16 protein-coding genes are annotated in these 23,271 nt (G+C 67.8%); 10 read left to right on the forward strand and 6 right to left on the reverse strand.

The features are described 5' to 3' along the window. Positions 1-52: 52 nt before the first annotated feature. The 4 genes from mdtD to AC57B5_RS22295 all read left to right on the forward strand — a co-directional run bounded on the left by mdtD (position 53) and on the right by AC57B5_RS22295 (position 7,291). Positions 53-1,495, forward strand: a complete 1,443-nt coding sequence (mdtD, locus tag AC57B5_RS22280) for a multidrug transporter subunit MdtD (protein WP_043820192.1) — start codon at positions 53-55, stop codon at positions 1,493-1,495. A 279-nt stretch (positions 1,496-1,774) separates the two neighbouring features. Further along, positions 1,775-3,388: a xanthine dehydrogenase small subunit gene (gene xdhA, locus AC57B5_RS22285; protein ID WP_496400337.1), complete on the forward strand. Its 1,614-nt coding sequence runs from the start codon at positions 1,775-1,777 to the stop codon at positions 3,386-3,388. Position 3,389: 1 nt separating this feature from the next. Continuing rightward, positions 3,390-5,816 (forward strand): xanthine dehydrogenase molybdopterin binding subunit, encoded by a 2,427-nt coding sequence (gene xdhB / locus AC57B5_RS22290; protein ID WP_063328514.1) that lies wholly within the window; start codon positions 3,390-3,392, stop codon positions 5,814-5,816. 176 nt (positions 5,817-5,992) lie between these two features. Then, positions 5,993-7,291, forward strand: a complete 1,299-nt coding sequence (locus AC57B5_RS22295; protein WP_012207705.1) for an NCS2 family permease — start codon at positions 5,993-5,995, stop codon at positions 7,289-7,291. A gap of 197 nt (positions 7,292-7,488) precedes the next feature. Here AC57B5_RS22295 and AC57B5_RS22300 read toward each other — a convergent pair whose 3' ends face one another. Together AC57B5_RS22300 and AC57B5_RS22305 are read right to left on the reverse strand one after the other, a co-directional pair. Then, positions 7,489-8,637 (reverse strand): anhydro-N-acetylmuramic acid kinase, encoded by a 1,149-nt coding sequence (locus AC57B5_RS22300; protein WP_496400338.1) that lies wholly within the window; start codon positions 8,635-8,637, stop codon positions 7,489-7,491. A gap of 105 nt (positions 8,638-8,742) precedes the next feature. Continuing rightward, the gene (locus AC57B5_RS22305) at positions 8,743-10,137 is read right to left on the reverse strand and encodes a peptidoglycan DD-metalloendopeptidase family protein (protein WP_012207703.1); all 1,395 of its coding nucleotides are present in this window, start codon (positions 10,135-10,137) and stop codon (positions 8,743-8,745) included. A 167-nt stretch (positions 10,138-10,304) separates the two neighbouring features. Between AC57B5_RS22305 and tyrS the strand changes: the two genes are divergently transcribed. After that, entirely contained in the window at positions 10,305-11,537 is a 1,233-nt protein-coding gene (gene tyrS, locus AC57B5_RS22310) for a tyrosine--tRNA ligase (protein WP_012207702.1), read from the forward strand. A gap of 127 nt (positions 11,538-11,664) precedes the next feature. Here tyrS and AC57B5_RS22315 read toward each other — a convergent pair whose 3' ends face one another. Beyond that, positions 11,665-12,639 carry a LysR substrate-binding domain-containing protein gene (locus AC57B5_RS22315; protein ID WP_012207701.1) on the reverse strand — a complete coding sequence of 325 codons (975 nt, stop codon included), beginning with the start codon at positions 12,637-12,639 and terminating at the stop codon, positions 11,665-11,667. Positions 12,640-12,743: 104 nt separating this feature from the next. Between AC57B5_RS22315 and glmU the strand changes: the two genes are divergently transcribed. Together glmU and AC57B5_RS22325 are read left to right on the forward strand one after the other, a co-directional pair. Continuing rightward, positions 12,744-14,174 carry a bifunctional UDP-N-acetylglucosamine diphosphorylase/glucosamine-1-phosphate N-acetyltransferase GlmU gene (gene glmU, locus AC57B5_RS22320; protein WP_454707984.1) on the forward strand — a complete coding sequence of 477 codons (1,431 nt, stop codon included), beginning with the start codon at positions 12,744-12,746 and terminating at the stop codon, positions 14,172-14,174. 94 nt (positions 14,175-14,268) lie between these two features. Then, a complete protein-coding gene (locus AC57B5_RS22325; protein ID WP_012207699.1) occupies positions 14,269-15,129 on the forward strand; it encodes a sensor histidine kinase in 861 nt (286 codons plus the stop codon). A gap of 25 nt (positions 15,130-15,154) precedes the next feature. Here the strand turns inward: AC57B5_RS22325 and AC57B5_RS22330 are convergent, their stop codons facing one another. Both AC57B5_RS22330 and AC57B5_RS22335 read right to left on the reverse strand, forming a co-directional pair. Next, positions 15,155-16,315, reverse strand: coding sequence for a sensor domain-containing diguanylate cyclase (locus AC57B5_RS22330; RefSeq protein ID WP_099732678.1), 1,161 nt, complete (start codon positions 16,313-16,315; stop codon positions 15,155-15,157). A gap of 217 nt (positions 16,316-16,532) precedes the next feature. Beyond that, the gene (locus tag AC57B5_RS22335; RefSeq protein WP_012207697.1) at positions 16,533-17,048 is read right to left on the reverse strand and encodes an Lrp/AsnC family transcriptional regulator; all 516 of its coding nucleotides are present in this window, start codon (positions 17,046-17,048) and stop codon (positions 16,533-16,535) included. Between the two features lie 137 nt (positions 17,049-17,185). Here AC57B5_RS22335 and glmS point away from each other — a divergent pair, with 137 nt between their 5' ends. The 3 genes from glmS to AC57B5_RS22350 all read left to right on the forward strand — a co-directional run bounded on the left by glmS (position 17,186) and on the right by AC57B5_RS22350 (position 20,924). Beyond that, on the forward strand, positions 17,186-19,105 hold the full coding sequence (gene glmS, locus AC57B5_RS22340) for a glutamine--fructose-6-phosphate transaminase (isomerizing) (RefSeq protein ID WP_496400339.1): 1,920 nt from the start codon (positions 17,186-17,188) through the stop codon (positions 19,103-19,105). A gap of 268 nt (positions 19,106-19,373) precedes the next feature. Beyond that, complete coding sequence (locus AC57B5_RS22345) at positions 19,374-19,532, forward strand: hypothetical protein (protein ID WP_016448437.1); 159 nt, start codon at positions 19,374-19,376, stop codon at positions 19,530-19,532. 345 nt (positions 19,533-19,877) lie between these two features. Continuing rightward, complete coding sequence (locus tag AC57B5_RS22350; protein ID WP_496400340.1) at positions 19,878-20,924, forward strand: hypothetical protein; 1,047 nt, start codon at positions 19,878-19,880, stop codon at positions 20,922-20,924. Between the two features lie 90 nt (positions 20,925-21,014). On the opposite strand, the gene AC57B5_RS22355 is transcribed toward AC57B5_RS22350, so the two are convergent. Continuing rightward, positions 21,015-23,132, reverse strand: a complete 2,118-nt coding sequence (locus AC57B5_RS22355) for a TonB-dependent siderophore receptor (protein WP_065347283.1) — start codon at positions 23,130-23,132, stop codon at positions 21,015-21,017. Between the last annotated feature and the right edge of the window lie 139 nt (positions 23,133-23,271).

A 23,271-nucleotide genomic window follows, 5' to 3' on the forward strand; every position in this document is an offset into this window, starting at 1 on the left:
GCGCAGCAATGCGCAGGCGGTTTTTTAACGCCTGCGCCCTTCCTGCCTTGCCATGATTCCTGAAGACAAAAGCGCTTCCGCCTCCTCCACATCCTCCTCGCGTTCGGTGCTGCTATGGCTTGTGGCCATCGGCTTTTTCATGCAGACGCTGGACGGCACCATCGTCAACACCGCGCTGCCCACCATGGCCGAGGCCCTGGGCGAGAGCCCGCTGCGCATGCAGTCGGTCATCGTCGCCTATTCGCTGACCATGGCCATGCTGATCCCGGCCTCGGGCTGGATGGCGGACCGCTTCGGCACGCGGCGTGTCTACCTGTGGGCGATTGCGCTGTTCGTGCTGGGCTCGGTGATGTGCGCGATTGCGCCCAACCTGCAGCTGATGGTGGCTGCGCGCGTGCTGCAGGGCATGGGCGGGGCGCTGCTCATGCCGGTGGGGCGGCTGGCCGTGCTGCGCGCCTTTCCGCGCGAGCAGTTCCTCAAGGCCATGAGCTTCGTGGCCATCCCCGGCCTGGTCGGGCCGCTGATCGGCCCCACGCTGGGCGGCTGGATGGTGGAGTACGTGAGCTGGCACTGGATCTTCCTGGTCAACGTGCCCGTGGGCCTGATCGGCCTGGCCGCCACGCTGCGCTTCATGCCGGTGGGCGACCGCTTTGCCGTCAAGCGCTTCGACGGCGTGGGCTATGCGCTGCTGGCCTTCGGCATGGTGGCCGTGTCGCTGGCGCTGGACAGCATGTCGGGCAAGGGCATCCACGGCGCCATGGTCTTCGTGCTGCTGATCTTCGGCCTGGCCAGCCTGGCCGCCTACTGGCTGCACGCGCTGCGCCGGCCAGACCCGCTGTTCGCCCCCGAGCTGTTTGCCGTGCGCAGCCTGCGCGTGGGCCTGCTGGGCAACCTGTTCTCGCGCCTGGGCAGCTCCTGCATGCCCTTCCTGATCCCGCTGGTGCTGCAGGTCTGCCTGGGCTTTTCGCCGCTGCAGGCCGGCATGATGATGCTGCCCACGGTACTGGCCAGCATGGCCATGAAGCGCCAGACCACCACCCTCATCCAGCGCATCGGCTACCGCCGCGTGCTCATGGGCAACACCCTGGTGCTGTCGCTGATGATCGCCAGCTTCGGCACGGTCTCCACGGCGCTGCCGCTGTGGGTGGTCATCGTCCAGCTGCTGATCTTCGGCGCCACCAACTCCATGCAGTTCACGGCCATGAACACCGTCACGCTCAAGGACCTGGATGCCGGCAACGCCAGCAGCGGCAACAGCCTGCTGTCCATGGTGCAGATGCTGGCCATGGGCATGGGCGTGGCCGCCGCAGGTGCGGTGCTGGCCGGTTTCAGCGAATGGTTCGGCGGCGACACGCCGCAGCACACCCTCAATGCATTCCGCGCCACCTTCGTCTGCATGGGCGCGGTGACGCTGGCCTCGACCATGATCTTCTCGCAGCTCGGCGACGATGAGGATGTGCGGCCCAAGCCTCTGGAGCCGGCCGAGCACGAGTGAGGGCTGTGCATAGCGCTTGAACCCTGAACCGCTGCAATCCACACTTTTGTTGCGGGTTTACCCTTGTTTTTGGCAAGGATATATGGCAGCCCGCATAGGAAATATCGAGGCCGCCTTATGCGTTTGGGCGGGGCTGGACTTAATCTCGGGTACATCCGCAGGACTTACGCAAGCAGGAACGCAAACACGCCATCGCCACAGGGCCAGCGGCTTTCTTCCTCGGAATTTGCGTAAGTCGTGATCCGAACAGTCCACGCACCAGCAGTTGCCCCCACGAGCATGAGCCAGAGCCCCAGTTCCCAACCCATCCGCTTCTATCACCGCGGCCAGATCGTCGAGGTACAGGGGCCGCATCCCACGCGCTCGGTGCTCGACTGGCTGCGCGGCGACGCGCGCTGCACCGGCACCAAGGAGGGCTGCAACGAAGGTGACTGCGGCGCCTGCACGGTGGTCATCGCCGAGCTGGCCGAAGACGGCGCGCCCGACGCCGTGGGCGGCCTGCAGCTGCAGACGGTCAATGCCTGCATCCAGTTCCTGCCCACGCTGCATGGCAAGGCGCTGTTCACGGTGGAGGACGTCAAGGGCCAGTGCGCCGGCAAGCAGGGCTGTGCCACCGGCACGCCCGCAGGCGGTGCCGAGCTGCACCCCGTGCAGCAGGCGCTGGTGGACTGTCACGGCTCGCAGTGCGGCTTTTGCACGCCGGGCTTCGTGATGTCGCTGTGGTCGGCCTACGAGCACCACCAGCAGGCCGGCACGCGCCCCTCGCGCCAGCAGCTGGCCGACGAGCTGTCGGGCAATCTGTGCCGCTGCACGGGCTACCGTCCCATCCTGGACGCAGGCCAGCGCATGTTCGACCTGCCCGCCACGCGCATGGCCACCGACCCCGTGGTGCAGGCACTGCAGGGCCTGCGCGCGCAGGATGCCGGCTTGGACTACGCCGCGCCCAACGCCGCCCAGGGTGGCCGTGTGGACAGCTTCCACGCTCCGCGCACGCTGGATGAGCTGGCCGCCGTGTGCGAGGCCAAGCCCCGCGCGCGCCTGCTGGCAGGCTCCACCGATGTGGGGCTGTGGGTGACCAAGCAGTTCCGCGACCTGGGCGACATCGTCTATGTGGGCGACGTGGCCGAGATGAAGCGCGTCGAGGAGCGCCGCGGCGTGGGCAGCCTGGAAGGCGGCGAGCTGTACATAGGCGCCGGTGCCTCGCTGGAATCGGCCTGGTCCGCGCTGTCGCAGCGCTTCGAGGGGCTGACCGATGTGTGGCTGCGCTTTGCCTCCGTGCCCATCCGCCATGCGGGCACCATGGGCGGCAACGTGGCCAATGGCTCGCCCATTGGCGACTCGCCGCCCGTGCTGATGGCGCTGGACGCGCAGATCGAGCTGCGCAAGGGCGCACGCGTGCGCCGCATGCCGCTGCATGACTTCTATCTGGACTACATGAAGAACCAGTTGGAACCGGGCGAGTTCGTGCAGGCATTGGCCGTGCCGCTGGACGCTGCACGGCGCAAGACCCGGGCCTACAAGATCAGCAAGCGCTTTGACTGCGACATCTCGGCGCTGTGCGCGGGGCTGGCCATCGAGCTCGATGGCGAGGTGGTGAAGTCCGCCCGCCTGGCCTTTGGCGGCATGGCTGCCGTGGTCAAGCGTGCGGCCCTGGCGGAGGCGGCCATCGTGGGCCAGCCCTGGGACCAGGCCGCAGTGAAGGCCGCCCAGGCCGCGCTGGCCCAGGACTTCAAGCCCATGTCCGACATGCGCGCCAGCGCCGACTACCGGCTCAAGGTGGCGCAGAACCTGCTGCAGCGCCTGTGGCTGGAGACACGTCCGCAGCAGCCGCTGCCGCTGCAGGCCACCAGCGTCTGGAGCGTGATGCCCCACGCAGTGCACCAAGGAGCCTGAAATGAACCGCCCCATCGATCCCTCCCTGCTGCACTCGTCCGAGGCCTTTGCGCATTACCTGAAGAACACCGCCTTCCGCGTGGACGAGCGTGCCGAGGCCGGTGCCCACACCCAGGGCCAGCGCGTGGGCATCAGCCGCCCGCATGAATCGGCCCATCTGCATGTGGCCGGCGAGGCCGCCTACATCGACGACCTGCCCGAGCTGGACGGCACGCTGCACTGTGCGCTGGGCCTGTCGCCCGTGGCCAATGGCCGGCTCAATGCGCTCAGGCTCGACGCCATCCGCGCCATGCCCGGCGTGGTGGCCGTGCTCACGGGCGAGGACATTCCCGGCGTCAACGACTGCGGCTCCATCATCCACGACGACCCCATCCTGTGCAGCGGCGAGATCCGCTACCTGGGCCAGCCGCTGTTCGCCGTGATCGCCGAAAGCCGCGAGGCTGCGCGCCTGGCTGCGGCCCAGGCCAAGGCGGCGGCCGACATCGCGGCCGAGCCGCCCGTGCTCACGCCCCAGCAGGCGCATGAGCTGGGCCAGTACGTGCTGCCGCCCATGCACCTGGCGCGCAGCACGAATGAAGGCGGCGCGCGCCGCGCCATGGACGAGGCGCCGCACCGCCTGAAGTCATCGTTCTACGTGGGCGGCCAGGAGCAGTTCTACCTGGAAGGCCAGATCAGCTACGCCATTCCCAAGGAGGACGGCGCCGTCCACCTGTACTGCTCCACCCAGCACCCCAGCGAGATGCAGCACCTGGTGGCGCATGCGCTGGGCGTGGCCTCGCACGCCGTGCATGTGGAGTGCCGCCGCATGGGCGGCGGCTTCGGCGGCAAGGAGTCGCAGTCGGCCCTGTTCGCCTGCGTGGCCTCGGTGGCCGCGACGCGGCTGCGCCGGCCCGTCAAGCTGCGCCTGGACCGCGATGACGACTTCATGATCACGGGCCGCCGCCACTGCTTCTGGTACGAGTACGAGGTGGGCTACGACGACGAGGGCCGCATCCTGGGCGCCGAGATCTCCATGGTCTCGCGCGCCGGCCACTCGGCCGACCTGTCCGGTCCCGTGATGACGCGCGCGCTGTGCCACTTCGACAACACGTACTGGCTGCCCGATGTGTCCATGCACGGCTACTCGGGCAAGACCAATACGCAGAGCAACACGGCGTTCCGCGGCTTCGGCGGCCCGCAGGGCGCGATCGCCATCGAGAACATCATGGAGACGGTGGCGCGCGAGCTGGGGCGCGATGCGCTCGATGTGCGCCGCGTCAACTTCTACGGCAAGACCGAGCGCAATGTCACGCCCTATAGCCAGGTCGTGACCGACAACGTGATCCACGAGCTGGTGGCCGAGCTGGAGACCTGCAGCGACTACCGCGCGCGCCGCGACGCCATCGCCGAGTTCAATGCGGCCAGCCCCGTGCTCAAGCGCGGCCTGTCGCTGACGCCGCTCAAGTTCGGCATCTCCTTCAACGTCAAGCACTTCAACCAGGCCGGCGCCCTGGTCCATGTCTACAACGACGGCTCCATCCTCGTGAACCACGGCGGCACCGAGATGGGCCAGGGCCTGAACACCAAGGTGGCCCAGGTCGTGGCGCATGAACTGGGCGTGGGCTTCGGTCGCGTGCGCGTCACGGCCACCGACACCACCAAGGTGGCCAATACCTCGGCCACGGCGGCATCGACGGGGGCCGACCTCAACGGCAAGGCCGCGCAGGACGCGGCGCGCCAGATCCGCGAACGCCTGGCCGCCTGCGCCGCAGAGCGCCATGGCGGCCGCGCCGAGGACGTGCGCTTTGCCAACGACCAGGTCCACGTCAACGGCAAGGTGCTGGATTTCAAGGCCGTGGTGGGCGAGGCCTACATCGAGCGCGTGCAGCTGTGGTCCGACGGCTTCTATGCCACGCCCGGCCTGTCGTGGAACAAGGACACCATGCAGGGCCGGCCCTTCTTCTACTACGCCTACGGCGCGGCCGTGAGCGAGGTGGTGGTGGACACGCTGACCGGCGAGTTCAAGCTGCTGCGCGCCGACGTGCTGCACGACGTGGGCCGCTCGCTGAACCCGGCCGTGGACGTGGGCCAGGTCGAGGGCGCCTTCATCCAGGGCATGGGCTGGCTGACCACGGAAGAGCTGGTCTGGCACCCGCAAAGCGGCAAGCTCACCACGCACGCCCCGAGCACCTACAAGATCCCGACGGCCAATGACTGCCCGCCCGTGTTCAACGTGCGGCTGTTCGAGGGCGACAACTTCGAGGACTCCATCCACCGCAGCAAAGCCGTGGGCGAGCCGCCGCTGCTGCTGCCGTTCTCGGTGTTCTTCGCCATCCGCGATGCCGTCTCGGCCGCGGGCGGGCACCGCAGCAACCCGCCGCTGCAATCGCCGGCCACGCCGGAATCCATCCTGCGCGCCATCGAGGCCGTGCAGGCCGCCGGGAGCTGAGCGGACCGGCGCCGCCCCCTCATTCCTTGAATCGGCGCGCAGCGATGCGCGCCACCAGGTCCATGGCCGCCCGGCAGGGTGCCATGCCTTGTGCCGGCCTGGACAGCCGGTGCTCAACCCTGGGCGCTTTCACAACCGTTGCGCCCCGCATGCGAAAACAACACGGAGACAATGCGATGAACTGGATGGAACGGGTGTTCAAGCTCAGTGAGCACGGCACCAATGTAAGAACCGAGCTGGTCGCGGGCCTGACGACCTTTCTGACGATGGCCTACATCATCTTCGTCAATCCCTCGATCCTGGGGGATGCGGGGATGCCCAAGGGGGCCGTCTTCGTGGCCACCTGCCTGATCGCGGCGCTGGGCACGACCATCATGGCGCTGTACGCCAACTATCCCATCGCGCTGGCGCCGGGCATGGGCCTGAACGCCTACTTCGCCTACGTGGTGGTGCTGCACATGGGCTTCACCTGGCAGGCCGCGCTGGGCGCGGTCTTCGTCTCGGGCTGCCTGTTCCTGCTGGTGACACTGTTCGGCCTGCGGGAGCTGATCATCAAGGGCATACCGCAGTCCATACGCATAGCGATCACCGTGGGCATCGGCCTGTTCCTGGCGCTGATCGCGCTCAAGAGCGCGGGCATCGTCGCCGCATCGCCGGCCACCTTCGTGACCCTGGGCGACCTGCACAAGCCCGAAGTCATCCTGGCTTCGCTGGGCTTTCTGATCATCGTGGTGCTGGACCGCCTGAAGGTGCCGGGCGCCATCCTGATCGGTATCGTCGCGGTCACCGTGGCCTCGTTCTTCTTCGCAGGCAACGAGTTCCACGGCGTGTTCTCTGCGCCGCCCTCCATTGCGCCCACCTTCCTGCAGCTGGACATCAAGTCCGCGCTGACGGGCGGCATCCTCAACGTGGTGCTGGTGTTCTTCCTGGTCGAGCTGTTCGATGCCACGGGCACGCTGATGGGCGTGGCCAAGCGCGCGGGCCTGCTGGTGCCCAGCCGCATGGGACGCTTCAACCGCTCGCTGCTGGCCGACAGTGGCGCCATCTTCGCGGGCTCGCTGCTGGGCACCTCCAGCACCACGGCCTACGTGGAAAGCGCGGCCGGCGTGCAAGCGGGCGGCCGCACGGGCCTGACGGCGCTGACCGTGGCCGTGCTCTTCCTGTGCTGCCTGTTCCTGTCGCCGCTGGCCGGCGTGGTGCCCGGCTACGCCACGGCGCCCGCGCTGTTCTTCGTGGCCTGCCTGATGCTCAAGGAGCTGACCGAGATCGAATGGGGCGAGACCACCGAGGCCATCCCCGCTGCCGTCACGGCCCTGCTCATGCCCTTCACCTACTCGGTGGCCAATGGCCTGGCCTTCGGCTTCATCACCTATGCCGTGCTCAAGCTGTTCACGGGGCGCGCCAAGGAAGTGCACTGGATGGTGTGGCTGATCGGCGGCGTCTTCCTCTTCAAGTTCGTCTATATAGGCGGATAGCACCCCCTGAGGCGCTTACGCGCCTTCCCCCGTATGCACGGCGCCCTCTCTCGCTTCGCGGGAGGGGGACGACGCCCTCGCCGCGAGGCGGCTCTTGCTCGGCGTCCCTGCTTTTGGGCCGCGCCAGTTTCATAGGCTTTGGGCTCAGGCAAGATGTTTGGTGGGCCCATGCTTGGCGGATGCCTTGCATGGTTTTTTTATGCGGGGTGGATGGCGCCCAGGATGCGCGGGCCGCGTGCGCCCGTCACGGCGGGCAGGTTGCCCGGCAAACCCAGCAGGGCCTGGCGCGCCAGCCAGGCAAAGGCGGCGGCCTCCACCTGCTGCGGCGGCAGGCCGCGCGCGGCCGTGGTGTCCACGGCCACGCCGGGCAGCAAGGCGGCGATGCGCTGCATCAGTTGCGTGTTGAAGGCGCCTCCGCCGCAGACCAGCAGCTCGCCGCCGCCACGCCCGAAGCGCTGCACGGCACCGGCGCAGGCGCGGGCCGTGAATTCGGTGAGCGTGGCTTGCACGTCGGCGGGGCGGGCATCGGCAGGGCTGGTCGCACTGGCGGAAAGATGGCCGGCCAGCCAGTCCGCGTGGAACAGGTCGCGCCCCGTGCTCTTGGGCGGCGGCTGCTGCAGGAAAGGCTCGGCCAGCAGGCGGTCGAGCAGGGCGGGCAGCACCTGGCCCGTGGCCGCCCATTGGCCGCCGTCGTCATAGGGCTGGCCGGTGTGGGTCTGGCACCAGCCGTCCATCAGCGCATTGCCGGGGCCGCAGTCGAAGCCCAGCACCGTGCCATCGCCCGCCAGCACGCTGAGATTGGCAATGCCGCCGATGTTGAGCACCAGCACCGTCTCGCCGGGCCGGCCGAACACGCCCTGGTGGAAGGCCGGCACCAGCGGCGCGCCCTGGCCGCCTGCGGCCACGTCGCGGCTGCGCAGGTCGGCCACCACGGCAATGCCGCTGAGCTCGGCCAGCAGGGCCGGGCTGTTGAGCTGCAAGGTGTAGCCCGTGCCGTCGAACATCTGGGGCCGGTGCCGCACGGTCTGGCCGTGGGCGCCAATGGCGGCGATCTGCGCGGGCGCCAGGCCCGTGGCCTGCAGCAGTTCCCGAACCACCTCGGCATAGCTGCGCGCCAGCGCATTGGCCGCCAGCGCCGCGCGGTGCAGCTCGTCGCGGCCATCGGGGGTGTTCAGCGCCAGCAGCTCGGCGCGTAGCGCGGCGTCGAACCCCCGGCTGGCATGCCACAGCACCTGCGTGCCTTCGGCAAAGTCCACAAGCACGCCGTCCACCCCGTCAAGCGAGGTGCCGGACATCAGGCCTATGCAGTAGCGGTGGGCGATGGGAGAGGGGATGGGCTGGTTCATGCCGGCAATGGTAGCCCTGCGGCCCGGTACCCGCGATCACAAAAGGATGCGCCTGAAACAACAAAGGCTGCCAGGGCAGCCTTTGCGGGATGGGAGCGCGGTGGCTCAGCGTTCGCTGGCCAGGGCCAGTGCTTCGTTCGATGCCTGCAGCTCGATGCGCATCTGCGCGGCCATCTTGTCGAAGGCGGCGCGGCCGGCCTTGGAGACGGGGCGGGCGGCATCGGTGGCCTGGACGATGGTCATGGGATCGCGGTGCTCGCCGTTGACGCGGAACTCGAAGTGCAGGTGCGGGCCGGTAGCCCAGCCCGTGGAGCCCACGTTGCCGATGATGTCGCCCTGCTCCACGCGCTGGCCGCGCGTGACGCCGATGTGGCTCAGGTGGGCGTAGACCGTGGTGTGGTTGTTGGCGTGGTCCACGAAGATCACGTTGCCGTAGCCGTTCTGCACACCCGCGAAGGAGACGGTGCCGTCGCCCACGGTACGCACCTTGGTGCCCGTGGCAGCGGCGAAGTCCGTGCCCAGGTGGGCGCGCCACGTCTTGTGGATGGGGTGCATGCGCATGGCAAAGCCGCTGCTGATGCGCGAGAACTCCACGGGCGAGGTCAGGTAGGCCTGGCGGCGGCTCTTGCCGTCCATGGTGTAGTAGTCGCCCTTGGCCTTGCCTTCGTCCTGGAACCACAGCGCCTGCACGACCTTGCCGTTGTTGTGGAACTCGGCGCTGAGCACGCGGCCGGCGCGCAGCGGCTCGCCATCGGCTTCCAGCGATTCGTAGACCACGGAGAAGCGGTCGCCCTTGCGCAGGCTGCGGCGGAAGTCCACGTCGCCCTGGAAGATGTCGGCCATCTGCATGGCCACGGCGTCGGGGATGGAGGCCGCGTCGGTGGCGGCAAACAGCGAGCTGCGGATGATGCCGCCGGCCAGGCGGGGCGAGGCCGTCAGCTTGCCCGTCTCGATGCGGGTGCTCAGTTCATTGTTCTTGCGCTCGACCACAAGGCGGCGGAAGCTGCCGTCCTCGTCGGGCGCCCAGCGCACGGTCAGCTGCGACAGCTGGTGGTCGGGCGTGGTCTCGGCCGTCACCAGGCGGCCGGCGCGGCCCAGCACATGCTGGCGAACCTGGTCGTTGCCGCGCATGAAGGCGGCGGCGGCCGGATCGGCCACGCCCAGGCGCTGGAGCAGGGTTTCGGCGGTGTCGCTGCCGCGCGTGTATTCGGAACGGTACAGGGACATGCCCTGCACGCTGTCGGTCAGCTCGGCCAGGGTCTGGCCTTCGGCCAGCGATTCCACGGGCGTGGAGAGCATGCGCACCGGCAGGTCGGCAGGATCGGGTCCCAGGTTGGCCACGGCGAAGGCGCCGCCGCCGCCCGTGAGCAAGATGGCTGCCAGTGCTGCGGTGACACGCTTGGGGTGTTGCTGGATCACGGAGGTCAGCCGCGCAACAAGAGCACCGCTGGCATGGTTCAAGCCATATTTCACAACATCAGATCCTTGGGTTGCGCGCATCCGGCCCTGCGGGGGCCGGACAGCATCGCAGCGGCGGGATACGCTCTCCAGACGGGCAACAAGTCCGCGCTCTGCGGTGCGGATAGGCGGGCGTCTAGAATTCGCCGCAGCGGGAAAATCCCCGGAGTATACCGACGCAGTCCTACGCGGCCTGGCGAAAAACCCTTATGAATCAATCTGCTGTTACAACATACCCGGTCACCGACGGTGTAAGCCAAGCGCTTGAAACCACCCTGCGCGGCGTGGATGAGCTGCTGCCCCAGGCGGACTGGGTGCAAAAGCTGGCCCGTTCCGAGGCCACCGGCGTGCCGCTGCGCATCAAGCTGGGTCTGGACCCGACGGCGCCCGACATCCATCTGGGCCACACCGTGGTGCTCAACAAGATGCGCCAGCTGCAGGACCTGGGCCACCAGGTGATCTTCCTGATCGGCGACTTCACCACCCTGATCGGCGACCCTTCGGGCCGCAACAGCACGCGCCCGCCGCTGACGGCCGAGCAGATCAAGGTCAACGCCGAGACCTACTACACCCAGGCCGCCAAGGTGCTGGACCCCGCCCGCACCGAGGTGCGCTACAACAGCGAGTGGTGCGACAAGCTGGGCGCGCGCGGCATGATCGAGCTGTCGGCCAAGTACACGGTGGCCCGCATGATGGAGCGCAACGACTTCCACCAGCGCTTCACCGACGGCAGCTCCATCAGCCTGCACGAGTTCCTCTACCCGCTGCTGCAGGGCTATGACTCGGTGGCGCTGCGCGCCGACCTGGAGATGGGCGGCACGGACCAGAAGTTCAACCTGCTCATGGGCCGCCATCTGCAGCAGGAATACGGGCAGGACACGCAGTGCGTGCTCACCATGCCGCTGCTGGTGGGCCTGGACGGCGAGCACAAGATGTCCAAGTCCAAGAACAACTACATCGGCATCACCGAGGACGCCAACACCATGTTCGCCAAGGTGCTGAGCATCTCGGACACGCTGATGTGGAACTGGTACACCCTGCTGTCGTTCAAGAGCCTGGCCGAGATCGCCGCGCTCAAGGCCGAGGTGGAAGGCGGGCGCAATCCCAAGGACGCCAAGGTGCTGCTGGCCAAGGAAATCACGGCGCGCTTTCACAGCGCGGCGCTGGCCGATGCGGCCGAGCAGGATTTCAACAACCGCAGCAAGGGCGGCATTCCCGACCAGATCGACGAGGTCAGCCTGTCGGGCGCGCCGCTGGGCATCGGTGCCCTGCTCAAGCAGGCCAACCTGGCGCCTTCGACCAGCGAGGCCAACCGCCTGATCGACGGCGGCGGCGTGCGCGTGGACGGCACGGCCATCAGCGACCGGGGCCTCAAGCTCGAAGCTGGCACCTATGTGGTGCAGGTGGGCAAGCGCAAGTTTGCGCGCGTGACGCTGGGCTGATGCCCGCGCCGGGCCATGCGCCCGGCTGCACTGGAATGAAGGACGCCGGCATGCCCGCGTCCTTTTTTCATCGCCGGGCCGCCCCAAGATGAAAACGGCCCCTTCGGGGGAGCGTGGGGGGCATTTTTCAAGCCGGGGGCGATTCGACGGTTTCGCGCGTGACCTCGGCCTGCTCCTGCAGCCACCGGCAGAAGGCGGCCACCTCGGGACGCGCGGCGCTGCGCGGGCCCACGATCAGCCAGTAGGCCAGCGGCGATTCCAGCCGGTGCGCGGGCAGCACCTCGACCAGGTCGCCAGCCGCCAGCGCATCGGCCACCAGCGGCAGCCGCGCAATCGCCAGGCCCTGGCCGGCCAGTGCGGCCTGCACGATCTGGTGGGCGTAGTTGAAGTACAGCCAGCGCGGCGGCTGCAGCTGGTCGCAGCCCTGCACGCCGAACCAGCGCTGCCAGCCCAGCCATTCCAGCTGGGGCATGCGGTGGGCGTCGCCGGTCTCGATCAGCGTGTAGCGCGCGGCATCGGCCGGCGTCCTGAGCGGCGGGCCGCCGGCCAGCAGGCGCGGGCTGGCCACCACGGCCAATTGCTCGCCGAACAGGCGCTGCGCCTGGGGCCAGCCGTCGCCCGCGCGGCCGTAGCGCAGGGCCAGGTCCACGTCGGTGGTGTCCAGGTCCATCACGGTGTCGCTGGTGTCGATGCGGATGTCGATATCGGGCCAGGCGCGCTGGAAGGACTCCAGGCGCGGGATCAGCCACATGGCGGCAAAGCTGGCCCAGGTGGTGATGGCCACGCTCTTGCGGCCCACGGTCTGGCGGATCTGGCGCACCGAGGCGTCGATCTGCTCCAGCGCGGGCGCCACCGAGCGCAGCAGCTGGGCGCCGGCCCCGGTCAGCTCCACGGCGCGCGTGTGGCGCAGGAACAGCGGCACGCCGACTTCATCCTCCAGCGACTGGATCTGGCGGCTCACGGCCGACTGCGTCAGCGACAGCTCGTCGGCTGCCGCGCGGAAATTCAGGTGCCGGGCCACGGCCAGGAAGGCACGCAGATGGCCGGCTCCGATGGCGCGTGTGCGCAGCAGGGGAACGGGTGCAGTGGTGGCATGGGGCATGGCGCCGCCAGCATACGTCAATCGTGTGACCGGCCGCAGCCCTTGGCGGGCAGATAATCGGCGGCGTTGCCGGCACAGGTTCTGGCGTTTTGGATGAATCACCTATGACAGCACCTCTGGATCTCGTCATCATGGCCGCGGGCAAGGGCACGCGCATGAAAAGCCGCCTTCCCAAAGTCCTGCAGCGCCTGGCGGGGCGCCCGTTGCTGGGCCATGTGCTGTCCACGGCGGCGCAGCTGGATGCGCGCTCGGCCGTGGTGGTCACGGGCCACGGTGCGGACCAGGTGGAGCCCGCCATGGCGGCGGCCTGCCAGGGCGGCTCCATGGCGCTGAAGTTCGTGCGCCAGGAGCCGCAGCTGGGCACGGGCCACGCGGTGCAGCAGGCCGTGCCCGCGCTGGCGGGCGACGGCATGGTCATCGTGCTCTCGGGCGATGTGCCGCTGACGCAGGCCGACACGCTGCGCGCCCTGGTCGATGCGGCCGATGGCCAGCGGCTGGCCCTGCTGACCGTGCGCCTGCCCGATCCCACGGGCTACGGCCGCATCGTGCGCGGCGAAGACGGCACGGTGCAGCGCATCGTCGAGCAAAAGGATGCCAATGACGCCCAGCGCGCCATCCAGGAAATCTACAGCGGCATCATGGCCGTGCCGGCCCGCCACCTGGCCGGCTGGCTGGCCCGCCTGACCAATGACAACGCCCAGGGCGAGTACTACCTGACCGACGTGGTCGCCATGGCCGTGGCCGACGGCGTGCCCGTGGTCGCGCACTGCATTGCCGACCCGGTGCAGGTGGCGGGCGTCAACAGCCCGCTGCAACTGGCCGAGCTGGAGCGCGCCCACCAGGGTGCCCAGGCCCGTGCGCTGATGGAGCAGGGCGTGCGCCTGGCCGACCCCGCGCGCTTTGACCTGCGCGACGACCCGCGCACGGGCCGCGCCGCACGCCTGGCCTGCGGGCAGGATGTGGAGATCGACGTGGGCTGCATCTTCAGCGGCCATGTGGAGATTGGCGAAGGCGCGCGCATCGGCGCCTATTGCAGCATTGCCAACGCCACGATTGCGGCGGGCGCCGTCCTCCATCCGTACACGCATGTCGATGGCGAGAAGGCCGGCGTCAGCGTGGGCGAGGGCGCCCTGGTCGGCCCGTTTGCGCGCCTGCGCCCCGGAGCGCAACTGGGCCGCGAAGTGCACATCGGCAACTTCGTCGAGGTCAAGAACTCCGTGCTGGCCGATGGTGCCAAGGCCAACCACCTGGCCTACCTGGGCGATGCCTCGGTGGGCGAGCGCGTCAACTACGGCGCCGGCTCCATCACGGCCAACTACGACGGCGTGAACAAGCACCGCACGGTGATCGAGGCCGACGTGCACATCGGCAGCAACTGCGTGCTGGTGGCGCCCATCACCATTGGCGCGGGTGGCACGGTGGGCGGCGGCTCCACGGTCACCAAGAGCACCGAGCCCGGCGTGCTCACGGTATCGCGGGGCAGGCAGGTGAGCATCACCAGCTGGAAGCGCCCAGTCAAACTGCCCAAGTCCTGAGACTTCCGAGACACGTGGGCTCGAGGGCCCGCATCGCCGGCGGGTCCCGTACGGGGTACGCCGATTTGCCGAATCTCCTGACCCTGTCCATGCCATGACGGAACCTTTCGCACCCCATCCGCCCCCCGACCCCGCCGCCGACCTGCAGGGCCCTCCCCGCACGTTGCAGGATGCGCTGGAGCGCCTGGCCCAGCGCGAGCAGGAACTGCAGGCCCTGCGCGCCGCGCAGCAGGAATGGCTGCATGCGGTGTCGCACGACCTGCGCGCGCCGCTGCGCCATGTGCTGTCCTTCGGCCCCCTGGTCGATGAGCTGCTGTCGCAGGCCGCGCCTTCGCCGCAGGAGCTGCAGGAGGCGCGCGGCTTCCTGCAGACCATGGACCAGTCGGCGCGCCGCATGGGCGGCATGCTCGACGGCCTGCTGGCCCTGTCGCGCGCCGCGCGCACGCCCATGCAGTGGCAGCCCGTCGCCTTGCAGGAACTGCTGGAGCAGGCGCGCACGGCGGTGCTGGCGCAGCCGCGCTGGGCGGCCTGCGGCGCAGCGGCGCGGCTGCAATGGAGCCTGCCGCAGCAAAGTCCCGCCGTGCGTGCCGACGCGGCCCTGCTGCGCCAGGTGCTGGAGGCGCTGCTGGACAACGCCGTCAAGTTCACCCGGCCCGTGGACCAGCCGCGCATTGCCATCGATGTGGAGCGCCATGCCGACGGCGGCATCACGCTCAGCGTGACGGACAACGGCGTGGGGTTCGACCCCTCGCGTGCGGGAGCGCTGTTCGGCATCTTCCAGCGCATGCACCGCGAATCCGAGTTCCCCGGCCTGGGCACGGGCCTGGCCCTGGTGCGTGGCGTCATGCGCCGCCACGGCGGCGAGGCCACCATCCGCGCCACGCCCGCGGGCGGCTGCTGCGTTTGCCTGAACTGGCCCGGCGGCGAAGTGCGGCGCGCCGATCGCGGGCTCTGAGACCGCCTGCCGCTGGCGCCTGCCCTCAGATCAGCGTGTCGTCCGGCTCGGGCTGGTGGGTGGGGCGGGAGTCCCTGGTGTCCGGGCCCGTGTCGGAGCCTGTATCGGGGTCTGCGTCCGAGCCTGTTCCCGCTCGGGCAGGCGCGCTGCCGGCCATCAGCGGCGCGGCGGGAATCACCTGGTCGCGCCCGGCATCCTTGGCGCTGTAGAGCGCGCTGTCGGCCGCATTGATCCAGTCCTTGACCGACAGAAAGCTCGGGTCCGCCGCCGCCACGCCAATGCTGGCGCTCACGCGCAGCTGGGGATGCTCGCGCACGCGCAGCTGGCTCAACTGGTTGCGTATGCGCAGCGCCACCGCATAGGCGTCGTCCAGCTGGGTGTGCATGCACAGCACGGCGAACTCGTCACCGCCATAGCGGCCCGCCGCGTCGTGCGAGCGCAGGCAGTGCCGGATGGTCAGGCCTATGGCCTGCAGCACCTCGTCGCCCACGGTGTGGCCAAAGCTGTCGTTGATGCGCTTGAAGTGGTCTATGTCCACGATCAGCAGGCAGGCCGAGGCCTGCGTCTGCCGGTAGTCGCGCAGCGCGGCGCGGGCCTTTTGCCACCAGTAGTCCCGGCTGTACAGCGTGGTCAGCGGGTCGATGCGGCTGAGCACCTGCAGCTTCACGTTCTGGCGCGCCAGCTTGCGCACCAGCTGGCGCGTGGACCAGCTGGAGAACACGCTGTGCAGCAGGAGCAGGGGCAGCATGCTCAGCTGCACGGCCAGGCTGGCCTCCCAGTCGGGCACGGGCCGCAGCAGCAGGGCCACCAGCGCGGCGGCCAGCAAGGTGGCCACCAGCGATTGCAGCCAGCCGTCGCGCGTGGCCGTGTGGTTGCGGTCGGCAATGCTGATGGCCAGCAGCGCAATGCTGGGCAATGCGCAGAAATGCATCACGGGAATCCAGCTGCCGATGATCAGCGCGTCTATCTGCAGATTGGCGTGTTCGGCGCGGTGGCTGTCACGGCTGTGGCGGGCGTGCAAAAAGGCGATGTGCGGCCAGACCAGGGCGCTCACCAGCACAAAGCCCCAGACCGCCGGGCTGGCGCCCATCTCGGTCATGGCCGTGCCCACGACGAGGCCGCCCAATGCCATGCTGGAGACGCGCAAGGGGTAGGTTCGGCGATGGATGCGCTGGCGCAAGGACATGGCGGTGCGAGCCGAGTGCGCGCCGATTGCCTAGCGCGTCAGAAAGTGTTGTTGCATCAATTTGTATCATTGTCCCCGTGCGTGCGCAACGCCTTAAAGTTTAACGTTGCCCAAAGTTGGCGTTCGGGACACATTGCAGGCCTCTTGTCCTACGCGGGCCCGATGCAGCGTAGCTTCCTGATGAGCACAAATACTCACAAAATCAAGGCTCCTGGCCTCATTCGGCGGCTGTTCCGGGATTTGTGGACGGCAGCGGCATGGCGGTGGAAAACTTGGCGCGCTTGACGCTGAAAAAACTCTTGACATTGCGCACGTTGGCGTCGCCCGTGAATAGCGCGCGGCTCAGCTCCAGGTAGGCCGGCATGTCGGGCGCGGCCACCACGAGGATGAAATCAGGCCCGGCCGACACGCGCCAGCACTGCTGCACGGCGTCCAGCGCCACGGCGCGGCGCTCGAAGCTGTCCAGCGAATCACTGTCCTGGCGGTCCAGCGAGACTTCCACGATGGCCTGCAGCCCGTGGCCCAGGGCGGCGGCCAGGCGTTCCGGCTGGAGGATGGCCACCTGCCGCTCGATCAGCCCGGTCTCCTGCAACCGCCGCACGCGGCGCAGGCAGGTGGGCGGCGACAGCTGCAGCAGCGCGGCCAGGGCCTGGTTGCTGCGGCTGGCATCGACCTGCAGCAATTGCAGCAACCGCAGATCGGTGGCGTCCAGTTCTATGGAATTTTGTGTCATTGAATTCTGTGAATTGAAATAATATTTCTTTTGCTGGTTTTGATGAAATATTAGTTCAATAGATAAGGAAATTTGGCGAGAAATTTCTTTTCAACCTGCGTAGCATCCGTCGTCATCTCGAAACAAGGAGCTTGTCCATGTGTGGCATCGTCGCAGCGGTTTCCTTCCGCGATATCGTCCCCGTTCTCGTCCAGGGCCTGCAGCGCCTGGAATATCGCGGCTATGACTCCTGCGGCGTGGCCGTGCAGGCGCTGGACGCCCAGGGCGTGCACAGCCAGGGCCTGCAGCGCGCCCGTTCCACGGCGCGCGTGGCCGAACTCATGGCCCAGGTGCAGCAGGACAAGGTCATCGGCCACACCGGCATTGCCCATACCCGCTGGGCCACGCATGGCGAGCCGGCCGTGCGCAACGCCCATCCGCATTTCAGCCACGGCCCCGGCGTCTCGCCCGTGGCCGATGCCGACCAGCCGGCCCGCGTGGCCCTGGTGCACAACGGCATCATCGAAAACTACGAAGCCCTGCGCGCCGAGCTGCAGTCCAAGGGCTATGTCTTCGCCAGCCAGACCGATACCGAGGTCATCGCCCACCTGGTGGACAGCCTCTACGGCGGCGACCTGTTCGAGGCCGTGCAGGCCGCCACGCAGCGGCTGCATGGCGCCTTCGCCATCGCCTTCATGCACAAGGACGAACCGCAGCGCGTGGTCGGCTCGCGCGCCGGCTCGCCGCTGATCCTGGGTGTGGGCCAGGACGGTGCCGAACACTTCCTGGCCAGCGACGCCATGGCCCTGGCCGGCGTGACCGACCAGATCGTCTACCTGGAAGAGGGCGACATCGTGGACCTGCAGCCCGGCCGCTACTGGCTGGTGGGCAAGGGCGGCGAGCGCCTGGCGCCCGAGCAGCGCCCCGTGCGCACCGTGCACGCCCACAGCGGCGCGGCCGAGCTGGGCCCCTACCGCCACTACATGCAAAAGGAAATCTTCGAGCAGCCGCGCGCCATTGCCGACACGCTGGAAGGCGTGCAGGCCATCGTGCCCGAGCTGTTCGACGGCGCAGGCTCGGACGGCAAGGCCGGCACCTCGGCCTGGCGCGTATTCAAGGAAATCGACCGCGTGCTCATCCTGGCCTGCGGCACCAGCTACTACAGCGGCTGCACGGCCAAGTACTGGATCGAAGCGCTGGCCGGCCTGCCCTGCAGCGTGGAAGTGGCCAGCGAGTACCGCTACCGCACCAGCGTTCCCCATCCCAAGACCCTGGTCGTCACCATCAGCCAGTCGGGCGAGACCGCCGACACCCTGGCGGCGCTGCGCCACGCGCAGAGCCTGGGCATGAAGCACACGCTGACCGTCTGCAACGTGGCCACCAGCGCCATGGTGCGCGAATGCGAGCTGGCCTACATCACGCGCGCCGGCGTGGAGATCGGCGTGGCCTCCACCAAGGCCTTCACCACCCAGCTGGCGGGCCTGTTCCTGCTGACCCTGGCCCTGGCCCAGTCGCAAGGGCGGCTGAGCGAGGAAAAGGAGCAGCAGTACCTTGCCGCCATGCGCCACCTGCCCGTGGCCCTGCAATCGGTGCTGGCGCTGGAGCCCCAGGTCATCAGCTGGTCCGAGGACTTCGCCAAGCGCGAGAACGCGCTCTTCCTGGGCCGTGGCATCCACTACCCGATTGCGCTGGAAGGCGCGCTCAAGCTCAAGGAAATCAGCTACATCCACGCCGAGGCCTATCCGGCGGGCGAGCTCAAGCACGGCCCGCTGGCCCTGGTGGACAGCGCCATGCCCGTGGTCACGGTCGCGCCCAACGACGAGCTGCTGGAAAAGCTCAAGAGCAACATGCAGGAAGTGCGCGCGCGCGGCGGCGTGCTCTATGTGCTGGCCGATGCCAAGACCAACATCGAAAGCAGCGAAGGCATGCACGTCATCCGCATGCCCGAGAACTACGGCGCCCTGAGCCCCATCCTGCACGTGGTCCCGCTGCAGCTGCTGGCCTACCACACGGCCTGCGCACGCGGCACCGACGTGGACAAGCCGCGCAACCTGGCCAAGAGCGTGACGGTGGAGTGAGGCAGGGGGCAGCAGGGCGCCGGGGGGCAGCAGGGCGCAGGTCGTGGCCTGCCCTGGTCCTTCGTTGCCCCTGTGCGAAATGTCCGTCGGACACCCGGCGGCTGGCCTACCTGCGGTGTCGCAACATGGGGCTGCGCACGCTCTGGCCGGTCCTACGGCTGAGCCGCATGTCTGGTCCCACACTGGTTACCAGCGCAGTGCATATCTGCGCTGCAGTCGGGCGCTTCGTTTGACGCGCCTCTTTGACCACCATGTGAAGGAGATACCCATGGCTCAGCAAAACGACCAGCAACAGCAGCAGCAAAACAACCCGCAGCAGCAGAACCCGAACCAGCAAAACCCGGGACAGCAGCAGCAGGACAACCCCCAGCACAAGCAACCTGGCCAGAACCAGCCAGGCCAGCAGCAGCCCAATCAGCCCCGCTGACGGGCTGGGCGGCGTTCCGTTTGACGTGAGGATGGAACCATGAAACAGCTTCTTCCCACGAGAGGCCCGCTGCATCCGGTCCATGTTCCCATGCAGATGGGGCAACCCATCACGGACAGGAACTACAGCCAGATGCAGTGCAAGGCGAACGTCCGCCAACAAGGGCAGCCTTTGCGCCAGCCACAGCAACGCTGATTGATCGCAGCCAGCGCTGGTGCAGCGCTCCCTGGAACCGGCCGCCTTCGGGCGGCTTTTCCGTGTCGAGGGCCTGCCCCTGGCCGGGGCCGCCGGAGATCTCCCCGCAAAATGACGCCTTTCCAGCATCAACCCCGAAGGATTTCAACGATGACACTGCAGCGCCCCTGTTTCGTTCTGCCGACCCTGGTGCTCGCCCTGGGATTGTCAGGGTGTGCCGCGCCGCTTTCCAGCGGGCAGCTCGAGAAGGAGGAAGCGGAGCAGGCGAAGACGCTGTGGGTGATCAGCGAGGCCTTGAAGGCCAATATGGCCGTGGTGCTGGTGGCCGATCTGACGCCGCACAAGTCGCTGGCCGACGCCGATGGCATGTCGAAGTGGACTCCCAACGTGGTCTGGACCCATGAGGACAAGCCGGAGATCGTGTTTGGCCGCAAGTTCCAGAACAACGCGCTGCAGCGCGACCCCAAGACCACCTATCTGTTCAAGGCCTTCGAGGTCCATGTGCTGCCGCCGGGCAAGTACCTGATGACGGGGGGTGACGACTACCGGCTCAATGCCCAGCTTGACCAGCTGGGTGCCAAGGCCGGGGCGACCGGCTCAGGCCGCGGCACCCTTGGAACGGCCACGTTGTCGCCGGAAACCTATCGCCAGTTCTATACCGAGATGAACTGGAAGGAGGGCACGACGCACTCGCAAAGCCGGATCGAGAAGTACTGCACCACGGTGCACCGCGCCTCGGGCAATTGCGTGGCCTGGGGCGAGCGCATGGTCACCGACAGCACGCCGGGCATGGCGGCGGGCTACTACCAGGACACAGATTCGCGCGACATTCCCGCACTCAAGGTCCAGGTGCGCGTGCCGCCCAGGCAGGCGCTGGCCAGCTTCACGCTGCAGGGCGGCCAACTGGTGCTGAGCCAGCGTTCGCACCTGAAGACGCCCAGCTACCAGTTCCGCCAGGCCGGCTGCCGCAAGGTGGCGGCCGAGAAGGTGGAATGCCCGCTGGAAGACTTCACCGTCCACACACTGCCGCCGCCCATGGAGTTCACGCGCAACTATCTGGCCACGCGCGCCAATCTCAACGCCGAGCAGGAAAAGCTGATGGCACGCCTGGTGCCCATGCAGGTCACCACGCTGGGCCGCCAGGGCGCGGCCGACCCGGTGTGGGGCACGCCGATCTCGCTGCGCAAGGGGCCATGAAGCCGGGGCGCAGCCGGCGCCCGCCTATCGGCGGCGCCGGGTTGCGCACCTTGGCTGAAAGGCTCGCATGCTTGAAGGAGCCAGCCAGCCTCAGTACTTGAACCTGGCACTCACCATCAGCGTGCGCGGGCTGCCGAAGCTCAGCAGCTGCGCGTTCGGCGTGGTGCCCTGGACGTAGTCCTTGTCCAGCAGGTTCTTGATGGCCAGGCTCAGGCCCCATGACTTCGCTTCATAGCCCAGGTTCAGGTCGAGCAGGGTGTACTTGGCCAGGTTGACGAAGGCCGTGCCGCGCTGTGCCGTGCGGGCACCCTGCATGCGCAGGCCTGCGCCCATGTTCCAGCCCAGGCGGTCGGGGTTGAAGTAGTACTGCGTGAAGACGGAGCCCGCGTTCTTGGGCACATGGTTGATGCGCTTGCCGATTTCGCTGGCCGTCAGGCTTTGGGAGGTCCGGGCCGAGGGGATGTAGCTGTAGGCGGCCGAGACATTCCATTGCCGCGTCAGCGAGGCGGCGACTTCCGCTTCGAAGCCCTTGGTGGTCTGCTCGCCGGTCTGGACGGCGTAGCCCAGGGTGGCGTCGTTCTCGGTGACGTTCTTGCGCCGCAGGTCATACACCGCCAGATAGCCTTGCACGCGCCGGTCCAGGGCCTGGAATTTCACGCCCAGTTCGGTCTGCTTGCCTTCCTCGGGATTGAGCAGCGTGCCGTTGATGCCGGCATCCGTCACGGGCATGAAGGAGGTGGAGTAGCTGACGTAGGGTGCCAGGAACTCGCTGGCCTGGTACATCAGCGAGGCGCTGCCCGTGAAGGCGGTGTTGCTGTTGCTGACCGAGCCGCCGGCCAGCCTGTCCTGGATTTCCACGCGCGTCCAGTCATGGCGGCCATTCAGGCCGACGATCCATTTCTCATCGATCTTGATGGTGTTGCGCAGGTACAGGCCCACGTACTGGCTGTAGGTCAGGTTGTGCGAGGGCTTGCCCTCCTTGATGGAGGTGACGCCATAGACCGGGTTGTCGGCGTTGAAGGGGTTGATGTTGTCCACGCGCTGGTAGTAGTCGCTGCGCTCTCGCATCATGTCGATGCCGGCGGTCAGCTCGTAGTTCACGCGGTCGAATCGGAAGTTGCGCTGCAGGTAGTTGTCCAGGGCGATGTTGACGTCCTGCTTGTCCTGGTAGTTGATCTGGCGCGCCACCAGGGGAAACCTGGCATTGGCCGCCGCAAAGACCGAGTTGCTCAGGCTGCTGCCCTTGGTAAGCGCGAAGTTCTGGCGGAACACCCATTCGTTGTCGAAGTAGTGCGCGTAGTTGGCTCCCAGGCGGTAGGAGTCCACCTCGTAGCTGCGGTCGGGTTCGCCGATGAAGACATTGCGCCCGTACTTCTCGTAGTTCTGCGGAATGCCCTGGTTGCGGATGTAGTTGCGGTGCTGGTAGCTGGCGATGACGGACAGCTCGTTCCTGCCGTCCAGGTCGAAGTTGTACGAGCCCGCCAGGTACTGGTTCTTGAAGTAGACGTAGTCCGTGGGATCGTTCTGGTCGGACGCGCGGCCCACGATGCGGAAGGCGCCCTTGCGGCTTGCGTCGGGCGAGTAGTTCAGGTCGAAGTTGGCCTCCTTCAATCCATAGCTGCCCACGCTGATGCCGGCGCGCGAGAACGACTCGGCCTGCGGGCGCTTGGTGGTCAGGTTGACCAGGCCGCCCGGCAGGGCCAGGCCGAAGCCCACCGAGGTGGGGCCCTTGACCACTTCGATGGAGCCGATGCCGAAGATGTCCTCGGAGCGCAGCACATTGGTGGAGGTCTGCGCCCGCAGGCCGTCCACATAGGTTTGCGCGCTGGAGATCTGGCCGCGGATGATGAAGTCATCCCAGCCGCGCCGGCCGTACGAGCCGGACGCAACGCCGGCCACGCTCTCCAGCGCCTCGGCCACGGACCTGACCTGTTTTTCTTCGATCTGCCGCTGGGTCACCACGCTGATGGACTGCGCGGTCTCGAACAGCGGCGCATCGGAGCGCAGCACGCCCGTGGTTTTGCGGGCGACGAAGTTGTCTTCGTTGTTCTGCTGCTTCTCGGCCTGGATCTGCACGGTTTCCAGTTGCGTGGACGGTGCGTCGGCGGCCTGGGAGAAGGCCATCACGGGGATGGCAGCCAGGGCAAGGCACAGGCAGGAACGGGGCATGCCGGCAATGGTGGGGAGGGTGTGGAAGGAGGAAGGCATGCGCAATGGCCAGTCAATAGAGGAAAAAAGCGTTTGGCAGGGCGTTCGGCGAGGCGATAAGCGGGGAGATAAGTTCATGGAGGTGATGCGTGATGCGTGATGCGCGGCATCGCATGCGGCTGCGGGCCGGGACAGACAC

It is taken from the genome of Delftia sp. BGA-UO-ETr-SB1 (assembly GCF_059567865.1).